The sequence below is a fragment of the Pseudoalteromonas sp. P1-25 genome (genome assembly GCF_001401805.1).
Classification (GTDB): domain Bacteria; phylum Pseudomonadota; class Gammaproteobacteria; order Enterobacterales; family Alteromonadaceae; genus Pseudoalteromonas.
On the sequence record NZ_LKDW01000034.1, the window covers coordinates 18,505 to 43,712 of the forward strand.

Annotated in this window: 27 protein-coding genes and 1 tRNA gene; 9 read left to right on the forward strand and 19 right to left on the reverse strand. The window is 40.9% G+C overall.

Features of this window, described 5'->3' with window-relative positions:
* Positions 1-20: 20 nt before the first annotated feature.
* From AN393_RS20480 to AN393_RS16705, 5 genes are all read right to left on the reverse strand, one after another.
* Positions 21-197: a hypothetical protein gene (locus AN393_RS20480; protein WP_162838354.1), complete on the reverse strand. Its 177-nt coding sequence runs from the start codon at positions 195-197 to the stop codon at positions 21-23.
* A 13-nt stretch (positions 198-210) separates the two neighbouring features.
* The gene (locus tag AN393_RS16690; RefSeq protein ID WP_055016546.1) at positions 211-1,182 is read right to left on the reverse strand and encodes an aldo/keto reductase family oxidoreductase; all 972 of its coding nucleotides are present in this window, start codon (positions 1,180-1,182) and stop codon (positions 211-213) included.
* Positions 1,183-1,320: 138 nt separating this feature from the next.
* The gene (locus AN393_RS16695; RefSeq protein WP_055016547.1) at positions 1,321-2,451 is read right to left on the reverse strand and encodes a sodium ion-translocating decarboxylase subunit beta; all 1,131 of its coding nucleotides are present in this window, start codon (positions 2,449-2,451) and stop codon (positions 1,321-1,323) included.
* 11 nt (positions 2,452-2,462) lie between these two features.
* The gene (oadA, locus tag AN393_RS16700) at positions 2,463-4,241 is read right to left on the reverse strand and encodes a sodium-extruding oxaloacetate decarboxylase subunit alpha (protein WP_055016548.1); all 1,779 of its coding nucleotides are present in this window, start codon (positions 4,239-4,241) and stop codon (positions 2,463-2,465) included.
* A 9-nt stretch (positions 4,242-4,250) separates the two neighbouring features.
* Positions 4,251-4,496: an OadG family protein gene (locus AN393_RS16705; RefSeq protein ID WP_055018682.1), complete on the reverse strand. Its 246-nt coding sequence runs from the start codon at positions 4,494-4,496 to the stop codon at positions 4,251-4,253.
* A 529-nt stretch (positions 4,497-5,025) separates the two neighbouring features.
* Here AN393_RS16705 and AN393_RS20120 point away from each other — a divergent pair.
* From AN393_RS20120 to AN393_RS16715, 3 genes are all read left to right on the forward strand, one after another.
* Positions 5,026-5,199, forward strand: coding sequence for a DUF1328 domain-containing protein (locus AN393_RS20120; RefSeq protein ID WP_002961939.1), 174 nt, complete (start codon positions 5,026-5,028; stop codon positions 5,197-5,199).
* A 52-nt stretch (positions 5,200-5,251) separates the two neighbouring features.
* Positions 5,252-5,443, forward strand: a complete 192-nt coding sequence (locus AN393_RS16710) for a hypothetical protein (RefSeq protein ID WP_004587517.1) — start codon at positions 5,252-5,254, stop codon at positions 5,441-5,443.
* A 157-nt stretch (positions 5,444-5,600) separates the two neighbouring features.
* Positions 5,601-6,068, forward strand: a complete 468-nt coding sequence (locus AN393_RS16715; RefSeq protein ID WP_055018683.1) for a YcxB family protein — start codon at positions 5,601-5,603, stop codon at positions 6,066-6,068.
* 50 nt (positions 6,069-6,118) lie between these two features.
* Here the strand turns inward: AN393_RS16715 and csrA are convergent, their stop codons facing one another.
* The 6 genes from csrA to ribA form a co-directional block, all read right to left on the reverse strand.
* Complete coding sequence (gene csrA, locus AN393_RS16720) at positions 6,119-6,310, reverse strand: carbon storage regulator CsrA (protein WP_004587515.1); 192 nt, start codon at positions 6,308-6,310, stop codon at positions 6,119-6,121.
* Between the two features lie 89 nt (positions 6,311-6,399).
* Positions 6,400-7,617, reverse strand: a complete 1,218-nt coding sequence (locus tag AN393_RS16725) for an aspartate kinase (RefSeq protein WP_055018684.1) — start codon at positions 7,615-7,617, stop codon at positions 6,400-6,402.
* Between the two features lie 6 nt (positions 7,618-7,623).
* Positions 7,624-10,224, reverse strand: a complete 2,601-nt coding sequence (gene alaS / locus AN393_RS16730; RefSeq protein ID WP_055018685.1) for an alanine--tRNA ligase — start codon at positions 10,222-10,224, stop codon at positions 7,624-7,626.
* 19 nt (positions 10,225-10,243) lie between these two features.
* On the reverse strand, positions 10,244-10,696 hold the full coding sequence (locus tag AN393_RS16735; protein WP_055016553.1) for a regulatory protein RecX: 453 nt from the start codon (positions 10,694-10,696) through the stop codon (positions 10,244-10,246).
* Positions 10,696-11,484 carry a BPSS1780 family membrane protein gene (locus tag AN393_RS16740; RefSeq protein ID WP_055018686.1) on the reverse strand — a complete coding sequence of 263 codons (789 nt, stop codon included), beginning with the start codon at positions 11,482-11,484 and terminating at the stop codon, positions 10,696-10,698. The genes AN393_RS16735 and AN393_RS16740 overlap by 1 nt, the downstream gene beginning before the upstream one ends.
* Before the next feature lie 80 nt (positions 11,485-11,564).
* Positions 11,565-12,188 (reverse strand): GTP cyclohydrolase II, encoded by a 624-nt coding sequence (gene ribA / locus AN393_RS16745; protein ID WP_055016555.1) that lies wholly within the window; start codon positions 12,186-12,188, stop codon positions 11,565-11,567.
* 329 nt (positions 12,189-12,517) lie between these two features.
* Between ribA and AN393_RS16750 the strand changes: the two genes are divergently transcribed.
* Entirely contained in the window at positions 12,518-13,630 is a 1,113-nt protein-coding gene (locus AN393_RS16750; RefSeq protein WP_055018687.1) for a TonB family protein, read from the forward strand.
* A gap of 45 nt (positions 13,631-13,675) precedes the next feature.
* On the opposite strand, the gene AN393_RS16755 is transcribed toward AN393_RS16750, so the two are convergent.
* On the reverse strand, positions 13,676-14,125 hold the full coding sequence (locus AN393_RS16755; protein WP_055016557.1) for a low molecular weight protein-tyrosine-phosphatase: 450 nt from the start codon (positions 14,123-14,125) through the stop codon (positions 13,676-13,678).
* 24 nt (positions 14,126-14,149) lie between these two features.
* Complete coding sequence (locus tag AN393_RS16760; RefSeq protein ID WP_055018688.1) at positions 14,150-14,656, reverse strand: DUF3087 domain-containing protein; 507 nt, start codon at positions 14,654-14,656, stop codon at positions 14,150-14,152.
* A 145-nt stretch (positions 14,657-14,801) separates the two neighbouring features.
* On the opposite strand from AN393_RS16760, the gene AN393_RS16765 reads away from it, so the two are divergent.
* The 3 genes from AN393_RS16765 to AN393_RS16775 are packed head-to-tail and all read left to right on the forward strand — an operon-like array spanning position 14,802 to position 16,621.
* Entirely contained in the window at positions 14,802-15,431 is a 630-nt protein-coding gene (locus AN393_RS16765) for an energy transducer TonB (RefSeq protein ID WP_055018689.1), read from the forward strand.
* A gap of 13 nt (positions 15,432-15,444) precedes the next feature.
* Complete coding sequence (locus tag AN393_RS16770) at positions 15,445-16,011, forward strand: sigma-70 family RNA polymerase sigma factor (protein ID WP_055018690.1); 567 nt, start codon at positions 15,445-15,447, stop codon at positions 16,009-16,011.
* Positions 15,998-16,621, forward strand: a complete 624-nt coding sequence (locus tag AN393_RS16775) for a hypothetical protein (RefSeq protein ID WP_055018691.1) — start codon at positions 15,998-16,000, stop codon at positions 16,619-16,621. The genes AN393_RS16770 and AN393_RS16775 overlap by 14 nt, the downstream gene beginning before the upstream one ends.
* Before the next feature lie 151 nt (positions 16,622-16,772).
* Here the strand turns inward: AN393_RS16775 and AN393_RS16780 are convergent, their stop codons facing one another.
* Positions 16,773-17,609: a hypothetical protein gene (locus tag AN393_RS16780; protein ID WP_055018692.1), complete on the reverse strand. Its 837-nt coding sequence runs from the start codon at positions 17,607-17,609 to the stop codon at positions 16,773-16,775.
* 693 nt (positions 17,610-18,302) lie between these two features.
* On the opposite strand from AN393_RS16780, the gene AN393_RS16785 reads away from it, so the two are divergent.
* On the forward strand, positions 18,303-18,944 hold the full coding sequence (locus AN393_RS16785; RefSeq protein WP_055018693.1) for a hypothetical protein: 642 nt from the start codon (positions 18,303-18,305) through the stop codon (positions 18,942-18,944).
* A complete protein-coding gene (locus AN393_RS16790; RefSeq protein ID WP_055018694.1) occupies positions 18,941-19,294 on the forward strand; it encodes a hypothetical protein in 354 nt (117 codons plus the stop codon). Before AN393_RS16785 ends, AN393_RS16790 begins: the two co-directional genes overlap by 4 nt.
* A gap of 137 nt (positions 19,295-19,431) precedes the next feature.
* Here the strand turns inward: AN393_RS16790 and AN393_RS16795 are convergent, their stop codons facing one another.
* The 5 genes from AN393_RS16795 to AN393_RS16815 form a co-directional block, all read right to left on the reverse strand.
* Positions 19,432-20,298: a hypothetical protein gene (locus tag AN393_RS16795; RefSeq protein WP_055018698.1), complete on the reverse strand. Its 867-nt coding sequence runs from the start codon at positions 20,296-20,298 to the stop codon at positions 19,432-19,434.
* Positions 20,299-20,396: 98 nt separating this feature from the next.
* Positions 20,397-21,773, reverse strand: coding sequence for a Na+/H+ antiporter NhaC family protein (locus tag AN393_RS16800; RefSeq protein WP_055018695.1), 1,377 nt, complete (start codon positions 21,771-21,773; stop codon positions 20,397-20,399).
* A 186-nt stretch (positions 21,774-21,959) separates the two neighbouring features.
* Positions 21,960-23,621 carry a penicillin binding protein PBP4B gene (pbp4b, locus tag AN393_RS16805; protein ID WP_055018696.1) on the reverse strand — a complete coding sequence of 554 codons (1,662 nt, stop codon included), beginning with the start codon at positions 23,619-23,621 and terminating at the stop codon, positions 21,960-21,962.
* A gap of 9 nt (positions 23,622-23,630) precedes the next feature.
* Positions 23,631-24,806: an exo-beta-N-acetylmuramidase NamZ domain-containing protein gene (locus AN393_RS16810; RefSeq protein WP_055018697.1), complete on the reverse strand. Its 1,176-nt coding sequence runs from the start codon at positions 24,804-24,806 to the stop codon at positions 23,631-23,633.
* A gap of 318 nt (positions 24,807-25,124) precedes the next feature.
* Positions 25,125-25,201 (reverse strand) — tRNA-Arg (locus AN393_RS16815).
* Between the last annotated feature and the right edge of the window lie 7 nt (positions 25,202-25,208).

Consider the following 25,208-nt stretch of genomic DNA (forward strand, 5'->3'; position numbering starts at 1 on the left):
TTTGTATACGCTATAAACCATTAATACATCAGTACATAAATAAGCTGTACGACCAAAGAAACCATCACTAGTGGCCAAATATATTTGCTGTATTTAGTTGCGCCATCCAACCCCATTTTACCTTGGTACTTTTCAAGCAAAGGTATCAGTACTGCAAGAGCGACAAACAAGCAAATTAAAATAACAAATATATTCATTTCTAAACCTTATTTATGGTAACTCATGGCCTTTGGCGCTTACATACAATGCATACCAATGTTCGCGACTTAACTGCACGTTTAGCGCATCGCATGAAGCAGCAATACGCTCAACGTTCGTTGTGCCAATAATAGGTTGTATCATTGCAGGGTGGCGTAATAACCAAGCTAAAACAATTGCCTCTGGCGTTGTATCGTAAAGTGCAGCAAGCTTATTTACGAGTATGCTGGTATTTATATCGGCTTGCGATGCATTCGATAAATCCCCACCGGTGTATAGACCTTGGCATAAACTTCCCCAGCTTTGTATTTGAATATCAAAGTGTCGACAATACTCTACGCTGCCCGGTGTAAAGTTAAGATCTTTTCCATCTGCATTACCGGCATACACGCCTTCATCAACAAATTGGTGTTTTTGTAAACTTGCTTCTATTTGGTTAGCCACAATAGGCATATCTAGGGCATGTTGTAAAAAGTTCATTTGATGCTGCTGCATGTTCGATACGGCAAAATTACGTACTTTGCCGCTTTCTTGTAGGCAGCTAAACACTTGTGCAATTTCTTCCACTTCCATTAGCGGATCAGGGCGATGAAGCATAAGCACATCGAGGTAATCGGTGTTTAAACGCTTAAGTGAGCCTTCAACTGATTCTTCAATCCACTTGGCCGAAAAATCGTAACGCTTAGGGCCTTCATCATCTTCAAAGCGTATACCGCATTTAGATTGAATATACATATGCTCGCGCAGCTCTGGTCGTTCACTAAGTGCTTGGCCAAATACCTGCTCAGCTTTGCCAAAGGTATAAATATCGGCGTGATCAAAAAAATTAATACCGCCAGCTATGGCTGCATCAATACACTCGTGAGTTTGTTTTAAATGCTCTTTGGTTATGGCGTCTTTATTCCAACCGCCGCCTAGGCCCATACAGCCAAAAACGAGTCTACTAACATGAGGTAAATATTTTGCCAAAGGGGTGTGAAGCATGATGACTATCCTTATTAGTGTGCATAACCCTCACTGTAAACAAAAACACGTCTGCAAACAAACTTTAATACGTGCAGTTTTATAGGCATAAAAAAAGCGCAGTAAACTGCGCTAATCGGTTGGATTAAATCCTAAATACTAGCCAACAAGCGCCAGTAATATACCTGCGGCTACGGCACTTCCTAGCACCCCAGCTACGTTTGGCCCCATAGCATGCATAAGTAAAAAGTTATGTGGGTTATTCTCAAGCCCAACTTTGTTCACTACACGCGCCGCCATCGGTACTGCCGATACACCCGCAGCACCAATTAGAGGGTTAATAGGTGTTTTAGAGAGTTTGTTAAGGCCTTTTGCCATAAACACACCCGATGCTGTACCAATAGCAAAAGCAAGCGCACCCAGTACTAAAATACCAATGGTTTCTACTGTTAAAAAGTCATCTGCAGCAAGCTTAGAGCCAACCGCCAACCCTAAAAATATCGTGGTTATATTAATAATTTCGTTTTGGGCACTGTTACTCAGCCTATCTACTACACCTGACTCACGCATTAAATTACCTAAACAGAACATGCCTACTAAGGGAATAGCCGCTGGTAAAAACATAGCGGTTAAGCTCAGTACCATTAAAGGAAATACTATTTTCTCTTTTTTAGATACTTTGCGCAGCTCTGGCATTTTAATAGCACGCTCATCAGGTGTAGTTAATGCGCGCATAATTGGTGGCTGAATAATTGGCACAAGTGCCATATATGAATAGGCAGCTACTGCTATTGCACCTAGCAAATCAGGAGCAAGCTTTGATGCTAAAAATATCGCCGTTGGACCATCAGCACCACCAATAATCGCAATAGCCGATGCATCTTGAAGTGTAAACTCAAACCCCGGAATAAAGTTAAGTAAAATTGCGCCAAATAAGGTCGCAAAAATACCAAACTGAGCTGCCGCTCCTAGTAACAACATGCGAGGATTTGCTATTAGTGCACTAAAGTCAGTCAGCGCGCCAACCCCCATAAATATTAATAGCGGAAAAATACCGGTATCAATACCCACATAGTAAACCGAGTGCAAAAGTCCACCTGGCTCTGATAGCCCTGCAACAGGAATATTAGTTAATATCGCGCCAAAGCCAATTGGCAATAAAAGCAGTGGCTCAAAGTTTTTAGATATTGCTAAAAACAATAATAAACAGCCTACTGCAATCATTATCAAGCCAGGAAACGTAAAGTTAGCAATGCCGGTAGCATGCCAAAGGTTTAAAAGACCTTCCATTAAAGCTACTCCTACGCCATCGCTATAATTGCATCGCCCGTTGTCACAGCATCACCTTCAGATACTAAGACCTCAGCCACAGTACCTGAGTGCATTGCACGAACTTCGGTTTCCATTTTCATTGCTTCCATAATAACAACCACATCGCCTTCGTTTACGGCTTGGCCTGCTTTTACTTTTACTTTAAAAATATTACCTGCTAGTGGGGCATTCAGTGTTTCACCTGATGCAACCGATGCAGATTGTGGTAAATGCTCAGAATCTTTAAGCGTTACCTCTTTAAGCTCACCACCTTGCGCAACCACGACATCATACACTTTACCGTCTACTTTAACGCTGTATTGCTCAGCGCTAACACCTTTGTTACTTGCAGGTTTTGCAGCAGGCTTAGCGTTAGTGTCATCGGCGCTTGGCGCGGCTTCAAAGGCATCTGGGTTGTTACGGTTTTTAATAAACTTAAGGCCAACCTGTGGGAATAATGCATAGGTAAGCACATCATCTATTTGCTCATCAGCAAGTGTTAAACCTTGCTCTTGCGCTTCTTTTTGTAGCTCGGCTTCAAGTGATGCAAGTTCAGGGGCAATATTATCAGCAGGGCGACACGTAATTACATCCTGACCATCAAGCACTCGCTCTTGCAGCTCTTTGTTCATAGGTGCGGGTGTTAAACCATATTCGCCTTTTAAAACACCAGCGGTTTCTTTGGTAATTGTTTTATAACGCTCACCCGTAAGCACATTTAGTACTGCTTGTGTGCCTACAATTTGCGATGTTGGAGTAACTAACGGGATAAAACCTAAATCTTCACGCACGCGCGGAATTTCAAGTAATACTTCATTTAGCTTATCTGCTGCGCCTTGTTCTTTAAGTTGGTTTTCCATGTTGGTTAACATGCCACCAGGTACCTGCGCGAGTAAAATACGGCCATCAACACCTTTAAGGCTCCCCTCAAAGGCAGCGTACTTTTTACGTACATCTCTAAAGTAAGCGGCTATTTCTTCTAGCTGGTTTAAATCTAATTCAGTATCGCGTGCGGTTCCCTCAACAATTGCCACTATGGTTTCTGTCGCTGAATGACCATAAGTCATACTCATTGAAGAAATAGCGGTATCAAGCATATCAATGCCCGCATCGATGGCTTTTTGATACGTCGCTGTACTTAAACCGGTGGTTGCATGGCACTGCATAGCAATAGGGATTGAGACCGTTTCTTTAAGACCTTTAATAAGTTGCTCAGCATCATATGGTTTTAATAAGCCCGCCATATCTTTAATACAAATAGAGTGACAACCTAAATCTTCTAGCTGTTTTGCAAGGGTTAACCACATATCAAGCGTATGCACTGGGCTTACAGTATAAGAAATAGTACCTTGCGCGTGAGCACCTACTTTTACAGCCGCTTTAATTGCAGTTTCTAAGTTACGTACATCGTTCATGGCGTCAAAAATACGAAATACATCTACACCATTTTTGTGAGCTCGCTCTACAAACTTTTCTACCACGTCATCGGCGTAGTGGCGGTAACCCAATAAATTTTGTCCGCGTAATAGCATTTGCTGTTTAGTATTGGGCATTGCTTTTTTAAGGGCACGAATACGCTCCCACGGATCTTCACCTAAATAACGAATACACGAGTCAAATGTAGCGCCGCCCCACGACTCAATAGACCAATAACCGGCATCATCAAGCTTACTAGCAATAGGTAGCATGTCATCTAAGCGCATACGAGTTGCAAGTAAAGACTGATGAGCATCGCGTAAAACAAGCTCTGTTAATTTTAATTTAGCCATGTGTGCCTCTTATTTATTATTTGATTTGTACTGAGCAATGGCAGCACTAATAGCAGCGATGTGCTCGCTTGGCACACCTTGAGATTTTAAAGATGGTGATTTAACCGGTATTGCAACTTCAGCCACATCAAAACGAGCGACCAAGTTAGACATAAGTGTTACAGCACCAATCAATATTGAAAGAAATATAAACACACCCACCATGCCGGTTAGCATCAAGCTACCTGCGGTTGTGAGTACAGCTCCTATATCCATTTTTCTCCCCCTGCACTATATAGCGATATAAAAAATCGCTTTATTTAAATAATTATTCACCGAATGATAACAAAACTTTTAACTTTGTCCACCACCTGTCAATTGGTAAAACCAATTAAAATTAAACTAACATACAGTCACAATAGTTAACATAGCTAATAAAGGGTAAAATTAGCTTAGATATAGATGATATAAATAACCGTTATAGGCAAAGATTATATGGTTAAACCCAAAACAACTTAAAAGTCATAAAAAATAGTAAGTTAAATAACAGCGGAAAACCTACTGTGGTTAAAAATGTAAATTGGTCTTACCAAGAAAGCAAGAGGCAGCATATATAAAATATTTATTTTTTTACTCTCTTTACAATAGTGTGAATAAGTTACATCGTTAAACGTAAAACTTACCAATCCTAAATTTATAACCCTCGCTCAAAAAACTATAACACACTGAAAAATAACAAAATTAAACTCTGGCACGCAACTGGCATTATTACTTTCGAACGAATTTGATAACCAAGGAGAAAACAATGTTACGCTGGACAATTACATTTTTAGTTATTGCTTTAATCGCTGCAGTGTTAGGTTTTGGTGGTATCGCAGGTGCCGCAGCTGGTATAGCAAAAATTATATTCTTTATCTTTTTAGTACTTTTAGTGATTTCTTTAGTATCAGGTGCGCTGCGCGGTAAATCGCCCAGGTAGCTACTAACATACTTAAAACACTAATTAATTAACACATACAAGGAATTACATTATGAACTCTACAACTTTAAAAGCAGCACTAATCGCGGTATTTGCAGGTTTCTTTATGATGGGCTGTGAAGACAACCACGCAGAAGAAGCAGGTGAGCGTATTGATGAAGCAGTAACTGACGTGCAAAACTCTGTTGAAGATGCATGTGAAAATGTAAAAGAAGGCGTTAACGCAGAAGAAACTAACTGTTAATCTGCTTGGTAACATAAAAAAACGGCTTTTAATAAGCCGTTTTTTTATGCGTAAACAAAAAGCTGCTTCTACCTCTTTAAGTATATAGCCAATATTAACGGGTGTGATTTTTACACTAGCTTGCTAAAATAGCGAAAACTATTATTTATTAGCAATTATGGCACTCACCACCACTTACACACTCGATAAACCCTACTACTACGAATGCTTTGACGAGTCCCACTCTTATAGTAAAGCAGCAAAGCCAAAATACTTTTTGCTGGCATTGCTGGTGTGCTTAGGTTTAATTAGTATTTACGTTATGGACGATCACTACCTAGGGTCATTTTTAATAATGCTGGGTGTTTTAGAATGCGTTGCCTTTTATTACCGTAGGCCTTGGTGGGTTACGCGCCAAATGCTTAGCCGTGCTTCGGGATCGACTGTTACCCTCATGTTTACCGATGACGCTATCAGCACCGAGAACCACTATAAAAGCCATACATTTAAGTGGGCAGAAATAACCCGCATTATTAAAACCAACCACGGTTACCTAGTACAGCATAATAAAGGTATGCAATATATTTCTAGCAGTGTATTAACCGAAGAGATGCGCAACTTTATAAACAAAAAAGCCACTCAGTGAGTGGCTTTTGGTATAGCTAAGTGCATTACTCAGCTAAGTATACGTGTTGATTAAGCATTGCCCGGATTAGGATTAGACTTTTCAGCTTGTATACGCATGTAAATTTCTTCACGATGCACTGAAACGTCTTTAGGTGCGTTAACACCAATTCGAACTTGATTTCCTTTAACACCTAATACAGTAACAGTTACTTCGTCACCAATCATTAGGGTTTCACCTACTCTACGAGTTAGTATTAGCATTCTCTTGCTCCCATGTTCCAATAAATTATAAGATTCCGCTTGACCATTTTAATGAAAAATTGATTGAAAAGTAAGTAAAAACTCCCAAACTATCCATTTTCTGTTAAAAATTCTGAGTGTAACGCTCTTACTGCTAGCTCTAAGTACTTCTCATCAATTAAAACCGATACCTTGGTTTCAGATGTCGATATTAAAGCTATGTGTATGCCTTCTTGCGCCAATGCATCAAAAAATTGATGCGCTACACCACTGTGAGACTTCATTCCTATGCCAACAGCCGACACTTTTGCAACTGTTGTATCACTAGAAATGCTATCAGCCTGCAGATTTACCTGTTGTTGAGAAAGTAAATCGTGTGCTTGCAAATAGTCATTTGAATGCACAGTAAAAGCATAGTCTATTTTTTCAAAGTTATGATTAACTTGACTAATCATATCTATTTCGATGCCATTTTCTGCAAAAAGTTTCAAAATTTTTGTAAGAGAATGAACACAGTATGGTACTCCATGTACCTTTATCAAGCATTCGTCACGATTAAATGCAATCCCCGACACAACCTTAGTTGGCATATCGCTCTCCTCAAAACTTATTAGCGTTCCTTCATCGGGCTCAAAACTCGAAAGCACCCTTAGCGGCATTTTATGCATGCCTGCCGACTCAACAGCACGAATATGCAATACTTTTGCGCCTAAGCTTGCCAGCTCTAGCATTTCGGCAAACGTTACATGGTGCATTCGCTGCGCGTTTGGTTCTACACGAGGATCTGTAGTGTATACGCCATCAACGTCGGTATAGATCTGACATTCATCGGCTTTTATTGCCGCGGCTATTTCTACCGCAGAGGTATCGGTGCCGCCGCGTCCAAGGGTTGTAATATTCCCCTCTACATCGCGCCCCTGAAAACCGGCAATAATCGCAATTCGATTATGCTCAAGCTCATGCTTTAAACGCGTCGCAGCCACCTCTTCAATACGGGCTTTACCAAACATGTTATCGGTTTGAATATTAACCTGGTCGGCTAGTAGGCTTACAGCTGAATGGCCACGCTTTATAATAGCCATAGCAAGGAGCGAAACAGAAACCTGCTCTCCGGTGCTTATTAGTACGTCTAGTTCACGGCTACTCGGGCGAGTATCTATTTGCTTGGCGAGATTAATTAAGCGGTTGGTTTCTCCCGACATGGCCGACAGAACCACAACCACTTGATGCCCTTGCTGCTTCGTTTTAACAACAAGGTCGGCGACCGCTTCTATTCGCTCAATAGAGCCAACCGAAGTGCCGCCAAACTTTTGGACAATAAGTGCCACGTAAGCTTAAACTTTCTCGCTTACCCAGGCAGTCACGCTCTCAAGCGCAGCGTTTAAGTTTTCAGGCTGAGAGCCACCCGCTTGTGCCATATCAGGACGACCGCCCCCTTTACCGCCAACTTGGCCGGCCATGTGGTTTACAAGCTCACCGGCTTTAACTTTACCGGTTAAATCTTTTGTTACACCGGCAATTAGGCTCACTTTTTCACCGCTGGCAACACCTAGAGCAATAACACCTGAACCAATCTTGTTTTTAAGGTCATCAACCATGCCACGAAGCGCTTTAGATTCAGTCCCTTCAACGTTTGCCACAAGTAGCTTAACGCCATTAATTTCAACAATCGAATCAAGTAAAGACGCACCTGCTGCACTGGCTAGCTTATCGTTAAGCTGTGCAATTTGCTTTTCAAGGCCTTTAGACTTTTCAAGAAGCGCAGTTACTTTTTCAAGTACCGATGCGCTATCACCTTTTACTAGCGCCGCTACATCGTTAAGCTGTTTTTCTTGCTCGCTCACATAGGCTACTGCATCTGCGCCGGTTACTGCTTCAATACGGCGTACGCCCGCAGCAATACCGCTTTCAGATACGATTTTAAATAAGCCAATATCACCAGCGCGCTCTACGTGCGTACCGCCACACAGTTCAATTGAGTAATCGCCAATGGTGACTACGCGTACTTCATCGTCGTACTTTTCACCAAACAGCGCCATTGCTCCTTTTGCTTTAGCGTCATCAATCGCCATTAGCTCAGTGTTCAAGGCAAAGTTACGACGAATTTCATCGTTAACTACACGCTCAATTTCACGTAGCTCTTCTTTAGTTACCGCTTCAAAGTGCGAGAAGTCAAAACGTAAACGATCAGGCTCAACCAGCGAGCCTTTTTGGCTTACGTGCTCACCTAATAATTGGCGCAGTGCTTCGTGTAAAATATGTGTAGCTGTGTGATTTTTCTTGATACGTTCACGGCGTGCATCATCAATAGTGGCATCTACTTTATCGTTAACCGCAATGCGCCCTTGTACGCTACCGTGGTGGGCAAACGCATTACCCAATTTAGTGGTATTAGTCACGCTAAACTCGCCACCAGCAACAGTAATGGTACCAGTATCGCCTGTTTGGCCACCCGATTCTGCATAAAATGGCGTGTGGTTAAGTACAACAATGCCTTGTTGGCCGTCTTCTAAAATAGAAACCGATTCACCATTTGAAAACACTTCTATTACTGTCGCGCTGTGATGTGTGCTGTCGTAGCCTTTAAACTCAGTGTGTTTTTCTGATTTTAACTGCTCGTTGTAATCGGCACCAAATTTACCCGCTTGCTGCGCTGTTTTACGCTGTACAGCCATGCACTCTTCAAAGCCTGCATGGTCTATTGTCATTTGGCGCTCACGGGCTACATCGGCTGTTAAGTCAGCCGGGAAACCATAGGTGTCGTATAGCTTAAATACTAAGTCACCAGGAATAACATCGCCTTTAAGCTCGCTTAGGCTTTCTTCTAAAATAGCTAAGCCACGCTCAAGGGTTTTACCAAATTGCTCTTCTTCGATGCGTAGTACTTTTTCGATAATCTCTTGCTGCTTTGCAAGCTCTGGATAGGCTTGACCCATTTGCTCAATAAGCGCAGCTACTAATTTGTAGAAAAACGCGCCTTGTGCACCAAGCTTGTTACCATGGCGAACAGCACGGCGAATAATACGACGAAGTACATAACCACGGCCTTCGTTTGATGGCATAACACCATCAGAAATTAAAAACGCACACGAACGAATATGATCCGCCACTACACGTAGTGACTTATCGTTCATGTCTTGTGCGTTAGTTACGCTTGCCGCAGCTGCAATTAAGCCTTGAAACAAGTCGATTTCGTAGTTTGAATGCACGCCTTGTAAAATGGCAGCAATACGCTCAAGGCCCATACCTGTATCAACAGATTGTTTAGGCAGCGGCTCCATAGTCCCGTCGCTTTGACGGTTGTACTGCATAAATACTAGGTTCCAAATTTCGATAAAGCGGTCGCCATCTTCTTCAGGCGAGCCCGGAGGACCACCCCAAATGTGCTCACCGTGATCGTAAAATATTTCAGAACATGGGCCACACGGGCCAGTATCACCCATTGACCAAAAGTTATCTGAGGTAGCAATACGAATAATACGATCTTCGCTTAGGCCAATATCGTTGTGCCAAAAGCCAAATGCATCTTCATCGTCGTGGTAAATAGTAACAAGTAATTTTTCTTGTGGTAATTTAACAACCTCTGTTAAAAACTCCCACGCAAACTTAATAGCGTCTTGTTTAAAGTAATCGCCAAAACTAAAGTTACCTAGCATTTCAAAAAATGTATGGTGACGTGCTGTGTAACCTACGTTTTCTAAATCGTTATGTTTACCACCTGCACGCACACAACGCTGTGCACTTGTAGCACGCGTGTAAGGGCGAGTTTCGGCGCCTAAAAACACATCTTTAAAAGGAACCATGCCGGCATTGTTAAATAACAACGTGGCATCGTTACCCGGAATAAGTGAAGCCGATTGGACAATTTGGTGCTGTTTGCTGGCAAAAAAGTCTAAAAACTGTTGCCTAAGTTGTGCCGTAGTCATGTGCTGCATGTGAAAATCTCACCTGTATTTACTGTGCTTGCATTGCAAAATCAATTTCATCGTAGCTAAATCCTCGGTACATTAAGTAGCGCACGCGCTTGGCCTTATCTTTATACTCGAGGTTTGCCGGTGTAGTGGAATACTTTTTGTTGTACGCTTCCTGCGCAAGCTCAAACCAGTCTATTTCAAGCTCTTCAACCACTCTTTCAAGTAGTGAACGGTCAATCCCTTTGCCTATGGCTTCGCTTTGAATGCGCTTTAAGCCATGGCCTTTAAAAATGTGTTTTCTAACAAACCCTTCGCAATAGCGTTGCTCGTTAATAAAATTGTGCTCTTCGCACCAATTAAGCAGGGTTTCTATAAACTCATCGCTGGCTTCTTTTTGTTGAAGCTTAAAGGTTAACTCGCGGCGCGAATACTCTTGGCGCCCAAGTAACCACAGTACATAGTTTTTAAGTTTTTGTTTTAACTTATCATCCATTAAGCGTCAAAGCGCCCGCTTTGTTCACTGCTAAGTGGTTTAACATTACTATCGTCACTTGGCGGTACAACTGGCATAAAAATAGCCTGATAAGATACAAAGAAACTAATGTAGCAAATTGGCATTAAAATCAACAGCGGTAAGAACGATAAGAACATAGAAAGCGCCATAAATAACGCACAAATAATACCAAAAACACTCAATGCGAACAGGTTATGATAAAAAACCAGTAACGAATTTTTAAGCGCCGTTAAAATGCGTTTTTCTTTACTAAAATAAATCAGCGGTACCGCGTAAGCAAACGCCATTAAATACACCGCCATTGCCACTAAAAATAGCACTACACTTGCGCTCGAAATACTATTTAAGGTTTGCTCAAGCGCAATGTTAGGATCAAGCCCCTCTTGGCTCATAATAGCCACGGCATCAGCAAATAAGCTATTGGCTAACAAGGCCATTAAAATACCCGCTCCCATTTGGTAAAGCGCTAAACGTAGCAGCCCTAAACGGTTACCTTTTGCGCTAAAAGGTTTAAGTATGTCGGCCAGCATAATTTTACCGCCTTGCTGCTTGCTAAGTACCGCTTGGTAAAAACCGGCGGTTAAAAAAGGCGTAGCAATAGCTGCTACAACTTGCAGTAAAGGTAAAAATAACGACAGTAAGCCCACTATGCCTATTAATAAATGCATCACTACAAAGGTAAATGGCTGGGTTTTAAAAATATGCCAACCGGCTTTAAACCACTTTAGCCCGGCATCGGCTTTAAAAATTCGTAACTCGTTAGACATACTGGCTCTTAGATTAAACAAAACACGCCAAGTATAACTTGGCGTGTGGGGGGATTAACAGACACTACATGATTAAATAGTTAAGGTTTTTTAATTTTTTTAATATCTAACATATGCGCGCCGTGTTTAATTTTGGTTTCTAGGTACGCTTTGTTACCTGTAAGCCCTGCTTTAATGTGCGCATGGGTGCCAATAACCGTGTCTACTTCAATGCCAGCATCTTTTAATGCATTAAGCTTTTTAGGATTATTGGTCATTAATTTAACGTGGTTTAAATTAAGTGCGTTAAGCATTAATACCGCATCCGAAAAATCACGCAAGTCATCGGCAAAGCCTAAGTGATTGTTAGCCTCGTAGGTGTTCATACCTTGTGATTGCAGTACGTAAGCGTCAATTTTATTATATAAACCAATGCCACGGCCTTCTTGGCGCAAATACAATAACACGCCGCCTTGTTCGTGCATCATTTCAATACACTCATTTAGCTGCTCGCCGCAATCGCAACGCGATGAATGAAACACATCACCGGTTAAACATTCAGAGTGCATGCGAATAAGCGGCACAGACTGCTGTGAGTCGGCATTGTTAAACACGAATGCAACGTGTTCTTGGCCGTCTTTTAAGCCACTAAAAGACACTATCTCTGCGGGAATATCACTATTTTTGCCAACATTTAGCTGGGCTCTTGCTCTTACTTGCGCCACGACAAATCCAAATAATTAAATAACTACGACACCATGAGGTGATAATATCACAAACGTTTAAATTTAGATCGTAGTACAACATAGTTTATGGCAAATATATGGCGACGGCAGCCACTGTTTTCAATATTTACTCGTAATAAAAGTACAGCCTTGAACAGCTACAGCACTTACCTAAAAAGGTGACAATCAAACTCTGCTTTGCTATTTTAAATTTACTTCACAATTGTGTTTTGAGCTTATTAATGTAAAAGCAAAGCGCATAAACAATAATGACTACCATTCTCACTTGTGGTATTTTGTTTCTAGATTGAACACTAATAGGGATTATTATGAAAGCACAACACCTCGCCTTAATAATAGGATTAACCTTTACGGCTTTTGTAAGCCAGACCAAAGCAAGCCAAGTAAACGATGAAAAAGCTGCCTTTTCTGATGCATACCAAAGTTATTTAACGGCTGTAAAAAAAGATGAAAACATAGAGCAAGCTGCCAAACTAGCCTACACTACGGGGCTTTCTTTTTATGGTGACAAAAGTGATAACACCGCAAGCCTTGCTATTAATTATGCCAAAGCAATTACAGCGCCACGCACAATAAGCAGCAAAAAAAATGTAACCGAAATGCGTTACGAGCTGTACTCGCAAGCCTATTCAATACTGGCAAGTAACCACGGTGAAAATGCAATAGAAACAATCGATGCGCTAATTGGCAAAGCAGAAAACACTGACTCGGCCTATCAAGCAGATAACGATTACGACCGTGTAATTAAAATAGCTAAAACGCAAAACAACCCTAAATTTGTTGCCGACATGCAGTTTGAAGCAGCCTCATTGCTAGCCAAAAAATTTGCTCATAAAAAATACCATAAAGCTAAAACACTGCTTAACCAAGCCGATGACTACTACCGTAATAACCTAGACGACAACACCGTAGAGCGCATTAAAGCCGACTTTTTAATGGCATCATTTGCTCAAGGTAAGAAAAAATACAATGAAGCCATTGAACGACTAAACCATGTTGTATCGGTATTTGATAACAACTTAAGCTTTGATCACAACGCTGAGCTTACTGCGCACTCAAAGCTAGTTAACCTTTACGAAAAAACAGGCCAAAGCGAGCAAGCCACTAAGCATTGTTTAGCAATTGCTAAAATGGTGCCGTGGAAAGAAACACAAGAGCAAACACCTATATACCGTGAAAACCCTGAGTACCCACAAAACAAAGCGCGCCAAATGCGAGACGGCATAGTGGTTGTTGAATTTGACGTAGATACCGCAGGCTTTGTTAAAAACCCAGAGGTAGTTAGCTCACAAGGGGGTAAAGAGTTTGAAAGGTCGGCACTTAGCGCACTTAAAAAGTGGCGTTATGCACCAAAATTTGAAAACGGCCAACCTGTAGTTGCAAGTACACAAGTACAGCTCGACTTTAAAATAGCCAGATAACACGCAAGGTATTAAATCGCGTCTTTTTTGTTCAGGTAGTTTTATTCAAAGCTTTGCGAGTATTTTATCGCTGGCGGCTTCTATTAAATCGAGCACATTTTCAAAGCCGTCATCGCCGCCGTAGTATGGGTCGGGTATGGCGCTTTGGCTTTGCTCGCCGTATTCTAAAAACAATGCCAGCTTGTAATGTAAATGCGCTGGGCACTTTGCTTTTAAGTCAGCTAAATTTTGTGTGTCGGCTGCTAAAATTAAATCAAACTCAGTAAAATCGCTGCTGCGCACTGGGCGCGAAAAAATTCCTTTAAAGCTATAACCGCGTTTTTCCCCCGCAGCCATTGAACGGCTATCTGGTGTTTTACCTTCGTGATAACCAATAGTCCCTGCCGAGTCTACTTTTACCTCTACACCTAATTTTTTAGCGCGCGCTTTTAACACCGCCTCTGCTGTTGGCGAGCGGCAAATATTACCTAAACACACTATCAGTACTTTTTTCATAAAGGCTCCTTTAGCACCCTAGGCTTAAAACTGTTTTAATATAGACTCATTATAGTCATCGGCATTTAAAGTCAGGTTATACTTGGCTGCCACACTATCAAGCTCTGCTTGTTTTATCGCTAACTCGTCCATGGTGATGGTGTTATCGTCAAGCTGCCATAAAAGCCGCGAGCCCGCATAACTATAATGAATCGCTAACAGTGCATCGGCATTACCTTCACGCCCTGCTGCTTTTAGTTTTGGCATTTTGCGGGTTATTTTATTAAGCGATTGTTTTAGCTCCCACACGTACACTACTTCGGTCATAAAACTATGGGTACGGTATTTATTTAACAGCCAGCCAATCGCCAAACTAGTTATAACAACACCGGTTAAATTCCAATGAAAATGGCTCCCGCTTTCATCAGGAAATAGCGCAATTAATGTTTGCGATATCGCCAAGCTGCCAACAGCTAAACCCGCTGCACAACCTACAATTACCCGATTTAAATGCTTACGGTAACGTGCTTTATCTATTTGTATGAGTTGCATAACAGCCTAAAAATTTATAAGTAAAAGAATACAAAACGCTATTGTAACTAAACCCCGCAATTTTTATAAAATTATTTAACCCCTTTTTGATTTGCCCCCCGTTATAGCTTTTAAATAACCCAAATAAGTTTACTCGGAGCGGCTTATGCACACACTTGAAGTACCTAATAACTCAGCATTTATAAAAACATCAACCGCCGTAATTGGCGGTGTAGTAATGACCTTTGCGGCTTTTGCGTTTATGCAATATTTAATATCTGGCGAGCAGCGCGCACCTATTAAACCTGGCGGCGATATTATTGTGGAGATTTTTCAAGTCCCAGAGGATTCACAAGTAAATCAAAAACCAAAAATACAGCCGCCACCGCCGGTACCAAAAACACCGCCTAAGGCACCACCAATAGATACCTCGAGCGACCCTGTAATTGCTATAAACGAAGTAATGCCGGTCACTATTGACGACTTTGGTGATGATATAAATAGCACCATTAGCCGCCCTACTGGGGATGCAACGCCCATAGTGCGCATAAACCCTAAATACCCAACATCTGCTGCTCGCGATGGCATTGAAGGCTGGGTACAACTTAGCTTTAGCATTTCGCCCACCGGCGAAGTAATAAACCCAGTAGTGATTAACGCAGAGCCAAAACGCACCTTTGACCGCGAAGCAATAAGAGCCATTAAACGCTGGAAATATCGCCCCAAAGTAATTGAAGGTGTGGCACAATTACAAACAGGTCAAACCGTACAGCTCGATTTTAAATTACAACAATAAAAGCGATGAGCCTATGCCACTAAGTATTAAGTCATGGTTATTTGAAACGCCAAGCAAGGATTGCATGGCAAGCTACGCAAAAAGTGGCGACAATCGTCACTTAGAGCAGCTTATTGCCTTATACAGTAACGATTTATATCACTACCTAGTAACGCAATCTAATACACATTTAGCATACGACGTAAGCCAACAAATATGGCTAAAGGTAATCGAAAAACGCCACCTTTACCAAGCGCAAACCACGCCAAAAGCCTGGTTATTTAAACTCGCGCGCAACACACTCATAGACGAATACCGCAAACAGCAGCGCTTTGTAGAGCTTGACGAAAACACTCATCTACCCGCGCAGCAAAATGAGCAAAGCAATCACATTAGCAATATAAGTTATCAAGCATTCGATAGTGCACTTAAACAGCTAAGCTTTGTACAACGCGAAGCCATTACCTTGCAACAAGAAGGCTTTAGCCTTACCGACATAGCGCTTATAACCCAAAGCAACCATGAAAGCGTAAAAACGCGCTTGCGCTATGCCAAACAAAACCTTAAACGTTTATTAGGAGCAAACAATGAACAAGCCTGATGAGCAGTTTGACCAAAAGCTCACTCAACACTACAAAGAGCGAAAAGCACGCACCACACTCACTGCTTCGCAGCAAAAAGCGTTACTTAATAAAGCCACGCACACAAAGCCTAAAAAGTTCGGCTTTACACTACAACTTGCCAGCCTCGCCTGTGCACTGAGCGTGTTCGCATTTATTGTGTTTGATAGCAGCAATGGTATTAACCACGCGCCAAAAACCGTGCTTAACAGCTCATTTAAGACTATAGACATTCACGACTTCCCAATTATTAAAACCCACGAAATAACCCCATCGGGCAGTTATACAAGTGCTATTACCGAGCAAAAACATGCACTCGACACTCAACACGCCAATAACTTACGCTTACACCAACAACGCCACATAGAATACGGCACGCTCGTAAAGGTCGATAACGACTGGTACATAGCCAGCTGTAATGACGAAGTACTGGTACAAATTAAGCAGTCGCTCTTAAGTGATTTAAAGGGAAGGCACGCGGTAGAAAGTAATATAAATACCGGTGATATGCTCGCTATGGCACATAACGGTAAAGGGCAAATTATAGCGCTTAAGCATGCGGGGGTTGGAGCTAAGATGTGTTGGGGATAATCCCTTGTTTTGTCCGAGTTTCATTTATCTTGTGTAACATAAAAATGTATCGATAAATCGAAGTACTTTTTATTTGATTATCTAGCCTTTTTAAAGCGAAAGTCAAAAAAAAAGCTGGGGTTCTCAGACCATTCCTATTACTTCTTAAAGCTTAATCACCTTCGTTTTCAACGATCCTTCCTTTTTGGTAAAGTACATAATTGTAACGCCCTAAGGAATTAATAGGTTTTTCATAATCGAATGTAGTACCTGAAAAGAAAGCTAGCTCTTTCATAATGTTGAAATAAAGCTCCCAAGTCTGCGTTATTGAACCATTTACTAACTTCAATGGCATGTAATGCTTAATCCCAATATCTGCCATTTCATCTTTTAAGAAAAATCTTTTGACTGAGCCTGATAACTGAAGTTTTATACCTGAAGTACTATCAATCCTATCTAGCTCATGAAGCAAACCTATTGCACCGCCAGTATCAACCTCACCATTCATTTCTGAAAGGCTATCGAATAGTTTTAAGCAATTTTCATCCAAAGAAAAATAGTCTGATAGAGATGAATCATAACTTAAGTTTACTTTGTCATTGTTAATATTATTGAAGAATATTTTGTTGTATATCTCCTGCCAATTTATAGTTACAGGGTACTTCTCTTCTATTTTTTTACACAACTCAGCAAACTCTTTCCTGTGCATAAAAAAATTAGCTGTTTTATTTTGATTTGACGATTGGACTATCTGAATTTTAGTTTGCTGCGATTTATGTAAAGTTAAAAATATAGCACAAATAGGAAGTGCAGCAGCTAAGGATGTCAGAGGAACTAACATTACTTCAGAAAAAAAGAAATTTAAACACTGATAAGAAAAACAAATTTCATATGTTTTTACTGAACTTATAGCTACAGTGCTTAATGTAAAAAAAGCAAAAATGGATACTATAACTGTGACCCAAAAAAGTTTTATATATGGGTCTTTATTTAATTCTTGACTGTCCATAGGCTGTTAGATAATTAAATTTTTTTACATGCTAACATCATTTGAAAGAAGGCTGAAATTAATGCCTCAAAGTTTAAACACTTTTTAATTTCATCACATGTCTACAGTCAGCTTTTGCATCTTACTGAGAGCAAAAAAATCTAACGCTTAACACCTTGCCCCGTCATCACGTCCTGACAATAAGTAATTGATGAGTAATATCGCGCATGAATGCGCGATAAGGCGAAATTAGGCCATGGATGGACTACCTTCGCCGCTTACGTTCATATCAACTATGTTTTGAAGGATTGAGCGTGATACTCGGGTGACGCTAGGAGAGTCTAGGTAAAGGTCAGTGCGACAAAAACTTGAATAAAATTTTAATTAAACTAATAGTTTATCTCTGCAAAATTAATTGAATGAAAAACACTTTTAATCACACTCAGTGCAACCTAGTCATAAATCAAACTCTTAAATAGAGGATAAATTCAAAAGCTAGCTCTATGGATTTAAATCTTGTGGGCTTTTCGTCATAAATTAGAGAAGATGGGTACATATTTAATGTTAAATGTGTAAAATATAAGTTCGCTGGATGGAGCCGCTGAAATAGTCTTCATAAAATGTATAAAAGTTTGGTTCAACGCATCAAGCAAATGCGCAGTGTGAATTGCGTGTCAAACATAAAAGTGTCACAGCTCAAAAAGGATATAAAGCATGGACAAAGATATAGTCATACCTATAGTTTTCCCTGATTATAAAATTACAGTTGAAGTTCAGAAAAGAAATGTAGATGTATTGCCCTGGGTAGATTGGGATAATTTTTCCATCCCAAAATACAAGGAAAAGATATCAAACCTTGGTCATGCTGGGGTGTTGTTTATTAATGGTAGAACTGGAACAACTAAGTACTTTGAGTATGGTAGATATGATCCACCGCATAATCTTGGGCTCGTGATCAAAGCTTCTAATCTTCCTGATGCAAAAATAACCAACGGAAAAGTTGATATTAATTCGTTGATAAAACCTCTAGATTTTATTTCAAAAGTATCTGGTCAATCGGGTCGCGTGCATGGAGTTTTGATCGAAGTTGAAAATAAATATCAGACGATGCTTGATTACGCTCTTTTGAGAAAATCACAAAATACAAACCCAAAACGTAAGCCTTATGACCTAACTACAAATAGTTGTATTCATTTTGTCAAACAGGTTGTTGAAAAAGCTGGTTTAGAAACACCGTGGATGCTTGATCCTAGGCCAAATTCATATATAGGTGAGTTTAGAGAGGCTTATATTGATTTAAATTACGCTCCAAAAAGTAAAACATTGAAGATTGAAGGCTTGGGAGAGTTTAAATGAAAAAAATACTATTCCTATTATTAACCTTGATATTTGTACCTGCCTGCGATGTGCAACAAAGCGAGCCTGAGATACCGAATAAGCCTAGTCGAGTACCAGATAAAGCATTTTGGGTCGGTGGTTTAGACGGCGGTGTATTTGTCTTAATAGAAAAGAATAAAAATTTAGAAGCAAATGAATATCTAGGTGAAATATATTATGTATCCGGAGATATAGCGTACAAAGGAAAAATGAGTATCTTCCCAAAAGATAATGCCATTATAGATTATATGAACCCTAGAACTTACCAAGGCTGGGATGGAGATACCTTGTATATTGATGGAAATAAACAACTCAAAGTTCAAGAGTAAACCTATAAAAAAGCCTGCAGATTTGCAGGCTTTTAATTCACTAACTTTGTTGGGGTTCGCTACGCTCTACTTAACCTACAAAACAATTATACTCGTTACTAAGTACGCTATAAGCGTAAGGCCAGCACCAAATTACGTTATCTGTTGGTTTGTGGCATAACTCTACTCACGTCTAAATGAATCGTCATTTCTACATTCCCAGGTTCCACGGCAACATCACTTAAACCCGTGTTAGTGAAATATTCTTCGAAGCCCTGCTGGTATTCAGGAAAAACCTGCGTATACGCAGTAATAAATAAACTCAGCTTTTTAGCTATAGTTGGATACTTAGCTGCAAGGTCTCGTAGCTTTTCAGGCTCAGAAAAAGCAAATTCGGCGAAAATATTAAAGTCGTTCTCAATATTAGTTTTACCGTAGGTAGATAAAAATCCATTTTCATAATCAGGCCCTATACTTCTATCTTGCGTTAACGCCTCATAGTTTGAGGAAGCAGGGCTCCAACTTTCAGGCAAAAGACCTTGCCATGCAAGATTAACAAAAGGGGAGCGTAAATAAATTAAAGAACTAAGCTCGTGATGAACTCCCCGTAACGAATTTTCATAATTGAAGTTAGTACCGTTCTTATCTGAGATATTTGATAATATTATAGAATTTCTTGAATATGTTCCCCCCGCTTCAGCCCCCTCCATAAGCATAGGCCCTGAAATATAAATAGCATTAATAAATTTGGAAACAAAACCTTTAGGATAAACCTCCAACGCGGTTTCAATACCATCAAGTGACTCTGAAGAATCCTTCAAAGAAGTGCTTTGCATTTCAAGTGTAGGCGGGTTGCCTCCAACTCCTAAAAATTGTTCAGGGAAAAATAAACGAGTATCGCCAGCTCGGATATCTAGTTGATATGTTTTTGCTAACCTATTAGATTGCTCTGTTTCACTTTCTTGGTAAAAGCATGAGTTCAAAAACAATAAAAAACTAAAAAGGACAAAAGCTTTATTTTTCATTTTAACAATCCTTGTTTTATGCCCTAAAAAAGCCTGCATATTTGCAGGCTTTTAAGGCATTTTATAATTAATTAAAACTCAGTATTTACAATACGTTTTTATAACACAATTATGCTTGTTACTAAGTACGCTATAAACGTGAGTGCGCCGCCAAATAATGCGTACGGTAGCTGTGTTTTAACGTGGGTGAGTAAATCACAACCCGAGGCGAGTGCCGATACGGCGCTGGTGTCGGATATAGGCGAGCAGTGATCGCCAAATATGCCACCACCCAAAATAGCACCCACTACAAGTGATGGCGGTAAGCCAAGCTCTTGAATAAGTGGTACGCCAATAGGGATGAGTATGGCAAATGTGCCCCACGATGTACCCGTAGTAAACGACATAACCGCGCCAGTTAAAAACAGCACAGGTACAATTAAATAAATTGGTAGGTAATCGCCTACTAGCGATGCGACAAATACGCCGGTACCTAGCTCTTTTAAGCTTGCGCCCAGTGTAAGTGAAAGCAATACAATGCTTACCAATGGTAATAGCTCGCCCATGCCTTTAAAGCCGGTGTCTACTAATTGATGGTGGGTAAATTGGCGCGAGCTGATCATTAAAATGTAGGCAACAATAATGGCAAGCACCGTTGCGTATAATACCGATTTAGAGCCGCTACCTTCTGCTAATACACCGTTACCAGTGTAAAACATAAAGCCTACCATGCTTACAATTAGGGTAAGCAGTGGCACTAGCATAAAGCGCGCTTTAGAGCCTTTTACTTCTTCTTTTAGGTCGGTTTTTTGCAGCTCTAGCTTTTGCTCGGCGTCTTTCATTGGGCCGTGCACTTTATCAAACGCGATGGTGTAAAACACAATAACTAGCGTGATAATGGCGTAAAAGTTATACCCTACGCTACCCCATAAAATAGACACAGCCGATTCGCTTAGCTCGTAATTGCCCAGTAAACCCAGCACAAATGCGCCCCAGCCGTTAAGCAATATTAAAATACATACCGGCGCACTGGTGCTATCAATAATGTAGGCAAGGCGCGCTCGGCTCATTTTAAATTTATCGAACAAGCCGCGCGATACAATACCTGAGGTTAATACACTTAGGTTTGATTCTATAAATACCGCGATGCCGGTAAACATGGTTAAAAAACCAACTTGGCGCTTACTTTTTGCAATGCCTTTGTTCATTAGCATATTAACGGTGGCTGCTACGCCACCTGATTCGCGAATGTAGGCCAGTAAGGCACCAATCATAATACTAAATATTAAAATGCGGGTGTTACCTGGCGAGCTGGCTACCGATATTATGCGCTCAATGGTATTTAAAAATGTAGCAAATAAGGTATTACCCTCGCCTTGCATAGCGAGTAAAAGTTCTGATGAAGCCACTGCCACCAAAAGTGCCATTATTACTTCTTTGCGCCAAAATACGATAGCGATAGCAATGAGCGGCGGTAATATAGAATACCAAGACATAAATTAACCTTTATTAATAGCGAAGTGCGTTCGCTTATTCACGTTGAAACGCTTATTTTGCAGGCCGTTTTAAAAATGTGGCCTGAATTTGTAAACCGCTTAGCTTAATGGATTGGCTTAGTTAAGTCACCTGCAAATAAATCACTTAAGGCACTGCACTTAGGCCGTTTTAACCTAAACGATAATTTATTGATTTAGTAGTGCTTCGTAAATAAGCGATACCACCGAGCCATATTGCGCGGTCTCATATTGTTTGCCCAAAAACTGGTAGTGTTTTTGCCCGCCTTTTATTGGTGTATGGCGCGCATTGGTCAATAAAATAATGGCTAAATCGTAGGTTGGATCAATAACCGTAACTGTGCCCGTCCAACCAGTGTGGCCATACGCTTGTGGGCTTGCGTAAGGGCCAAAGTGCCAACGCCTGGCTTGGTTGTTACCTGCAAGCCTAAAGCCTAGGCCGTAGGTTTCGTTGTTTAATTGTGGCGTTAAAAACTGCGCTAAGGTTGATGCGCTGAATAACTGGGTATTGCCAAAGCCACCTTGGTTTAATAGCACTTGGCAAAGCACCGCTAAATCGGGCGCATTACTAAATAAACCCGCATGCCCTGCTACGCCATCAAACGAATAAAATGCCCGCTCGTCGTGTACTTCGCCTTGCAAAACATTGGTGCGAATATTATCAAAAGCAATACGCCCATCACGGGTGTTACCGCGAAGCTCGGTGGCTGCAAATTCAGCACGTTTAAAGCCCTTTTTAAGTGGGTTAAACACCGTATTGGTTAGCTTTAGTGGGGCGTAAATGTGTTGCTCTAGGTAGTCATCAAGTGGTTGCCCGGTTATACGCTCAACTAGTACGCCTAAAATCATGTAATCAATATCGGAGTAAACGGCTTGTGCGGGGTATCTATTGCTCAGCGGTACTTGCGTCAGTAACAGCTGCTTTGTGGTTTGGCTATTTTGTGAAAAATACGCCTCGCCATTTTTAGTACTTTTTCGATGAAAATCAAACACCGGCGGGTAACCCGCGGTATGTGTGAGTAAATCTTTAACTGTACGCAGCTCGCGGCCATCGCCTTTATATTCGGGTAAATAACTTTGCACGGGCTTGTTTATATTTAAAAGCCCTTCGCTTACTAGTTTCATTAGGGCAAAGTTAGTGGCAAATATTTTGGTATTAGATGCTAAATCAAACAAGGTGTGTGTTTGCATTGGCTCTGGGCGTAGTAGCATTAAGTCACTTTGTTGGTACTGTTTGGCATCGCCATAAGCGCTAAGCTTTATGAGTTCGCCACTTTTAACAACGGCTAATACCGCCCCCGGAAAACCAGCTTGTATGTCTTTTTCAATAAGGGCATCTACTTGGCTAAAGTCTATATTACTTTGCGCGGCGGTATTTAATGTAGGAAACTCAAAGCGTAAGGTAAGGCTTGCGCCTTTAGGTTTAATATTTTCAACCTTAAACGTATTAACCCCATTATGAGTGCGCCTTGCGAGCGAATACTCATATAAAGTATTCTCGGCGAGTTGGTTGGTAATATTAAGCTTTTGGTTGTTTATAAAAATATCGGCGCTTATTGCATTATTATTTTGAATTAATAACTGCCCTCGCCCTTTGTACGCTTTAAATGTGCCACGGTTATTTACGTATTCACGGCTGCTTGGGTTAGCCTCAGGAAAAGTGGCAATAACTTGGGCGTTTGGAAGCGTTACTAATTTACTTTGTTTAAGCTCACTTTCTTTAAAATTATTAGCCTTGTTACTACTACACGCTGCAAGTAAAAGACCCGTAATTGCTAATAAGGTGGCTTTAAAATAGGTGCTTGTTGTTGTGTTTATTACTAACGCCATTTATAACCCTTAGTTGTACAGTAAATATGGCGCGCGTTGCTTTTTAAATGCTGCAAGCCCTTGCTGCCAACTTTGCTTTATTTGTGCCTCTGATTGCCCTGCTTCAATAGCTAAACGTAGTTTATTAGTGCCGGCCAATTTATCCATAAAATCAGCGCGTTCAAAAAAGGTAATATTATTTTTAGATAATTGATTATAAGCCGTTATTAAGTAACTTAAATTAAGCCCGTGGGTATTTGCTGTGCGTAAATCGAGCCCTTTTACAGGGGTATTTTTAAATTTAGGGTTTGCTGCCGCGCCTTTAATAGAGCGCGGTGTAAAACTAAAATCCCCAAGCGCAACGGGCGAGTAGCCAATTACCTGAAACGCAAAGTCGGTGCCTCTGCCAATACTTATAGGCGTTGCCTCAAAAAAGCACAGCGACGGGTAAAGCGCAATTGATTGATCGTTCGGTAAGTTAGGGCTGGGTTTTACAGGTAAACTATAGGATGTTGAGCGCGTGTAATGATCAACCGGGATCACCGTCAGCTTTAAATCAGCCGCTTTATTGATCCAGCTTTCGCCTTTGATCATTTTTGCAAGCTCGCCTACGGTCATACCGTGCAACGCGGGGATTGGGTGCATGCCTACAAACGATTTAAATTCGTGCTCAAGTATGGGCCCATCAACGTAGGCAATATTGGGGTTTGGCCTATCAAGCACAATAAATTTAGTACCTTGCTCTGCTGCGGCCTCCATCATGTAATGCATAGAACTTATGTAGGTATAAAAGCGTACGCCCACATCTTGAATATCAAAAATAATAACATCTACATTGCTAAGGGCTTCGGCGCTTGGCTTTTTGTTTTTGCCATAAATAGAAATAAGCGGGATACCGGTTTTGCTATCAACTGCATTTTTAACATGGGCACCGGCATCGTGATCGCCCCTAAAGCCATGCTCAGGTGCAAAAATTTTAGTTATGTTTATATTTTTAGTGAGTAAAGCATCGACTAAATGGGTGTTAGCAACAAGTGATGTTTGGTTTACCACAAGCCCAACACGTTTATTTTTTAATTGTGGTAAATAATTTTTGTATTGAGCAGCGCCAACAACGGGGGAATTTTGCGCTTCGCTTTGCTTTGCGCTCACATTAAATAAGCTGCTAAATAGAAATACAAAGGTGATAAATACGGCTTTAAACATACAGCAAGATCCTTTTAAACTAGGCGTTTAAAATACCACAGCTTAAGTTAAAGAGCAGTGAATGGTTTTAGGCTTCTCATTTATTCCTCTTTTACTTCTCTTTGTGCTGTTACTTTTTAAGACTAATGATTCACAAAGAGGTTAAGAGGCGCTGCGCTTCTAACGTGAGCAAGCTCTACGTCTACGCTGAAATTTTTAGCAGGGGTGTTTGCTTGGCTTAACTGATAGCTGATAGCTGAAAGCTTTCTCAAAATTCAGGCACAAAAAAACCGACTTAATGTCGGCTTCTTTTCTATTAACTTAAGTAGTAATAGAAAGTGGTGGGCGCAGGAGGATTCGAACCTCCGACCGCCTGGTTCGTAGCCAGGTACTCTATCCAGCTGAGCTATGCGCCCACTTTCA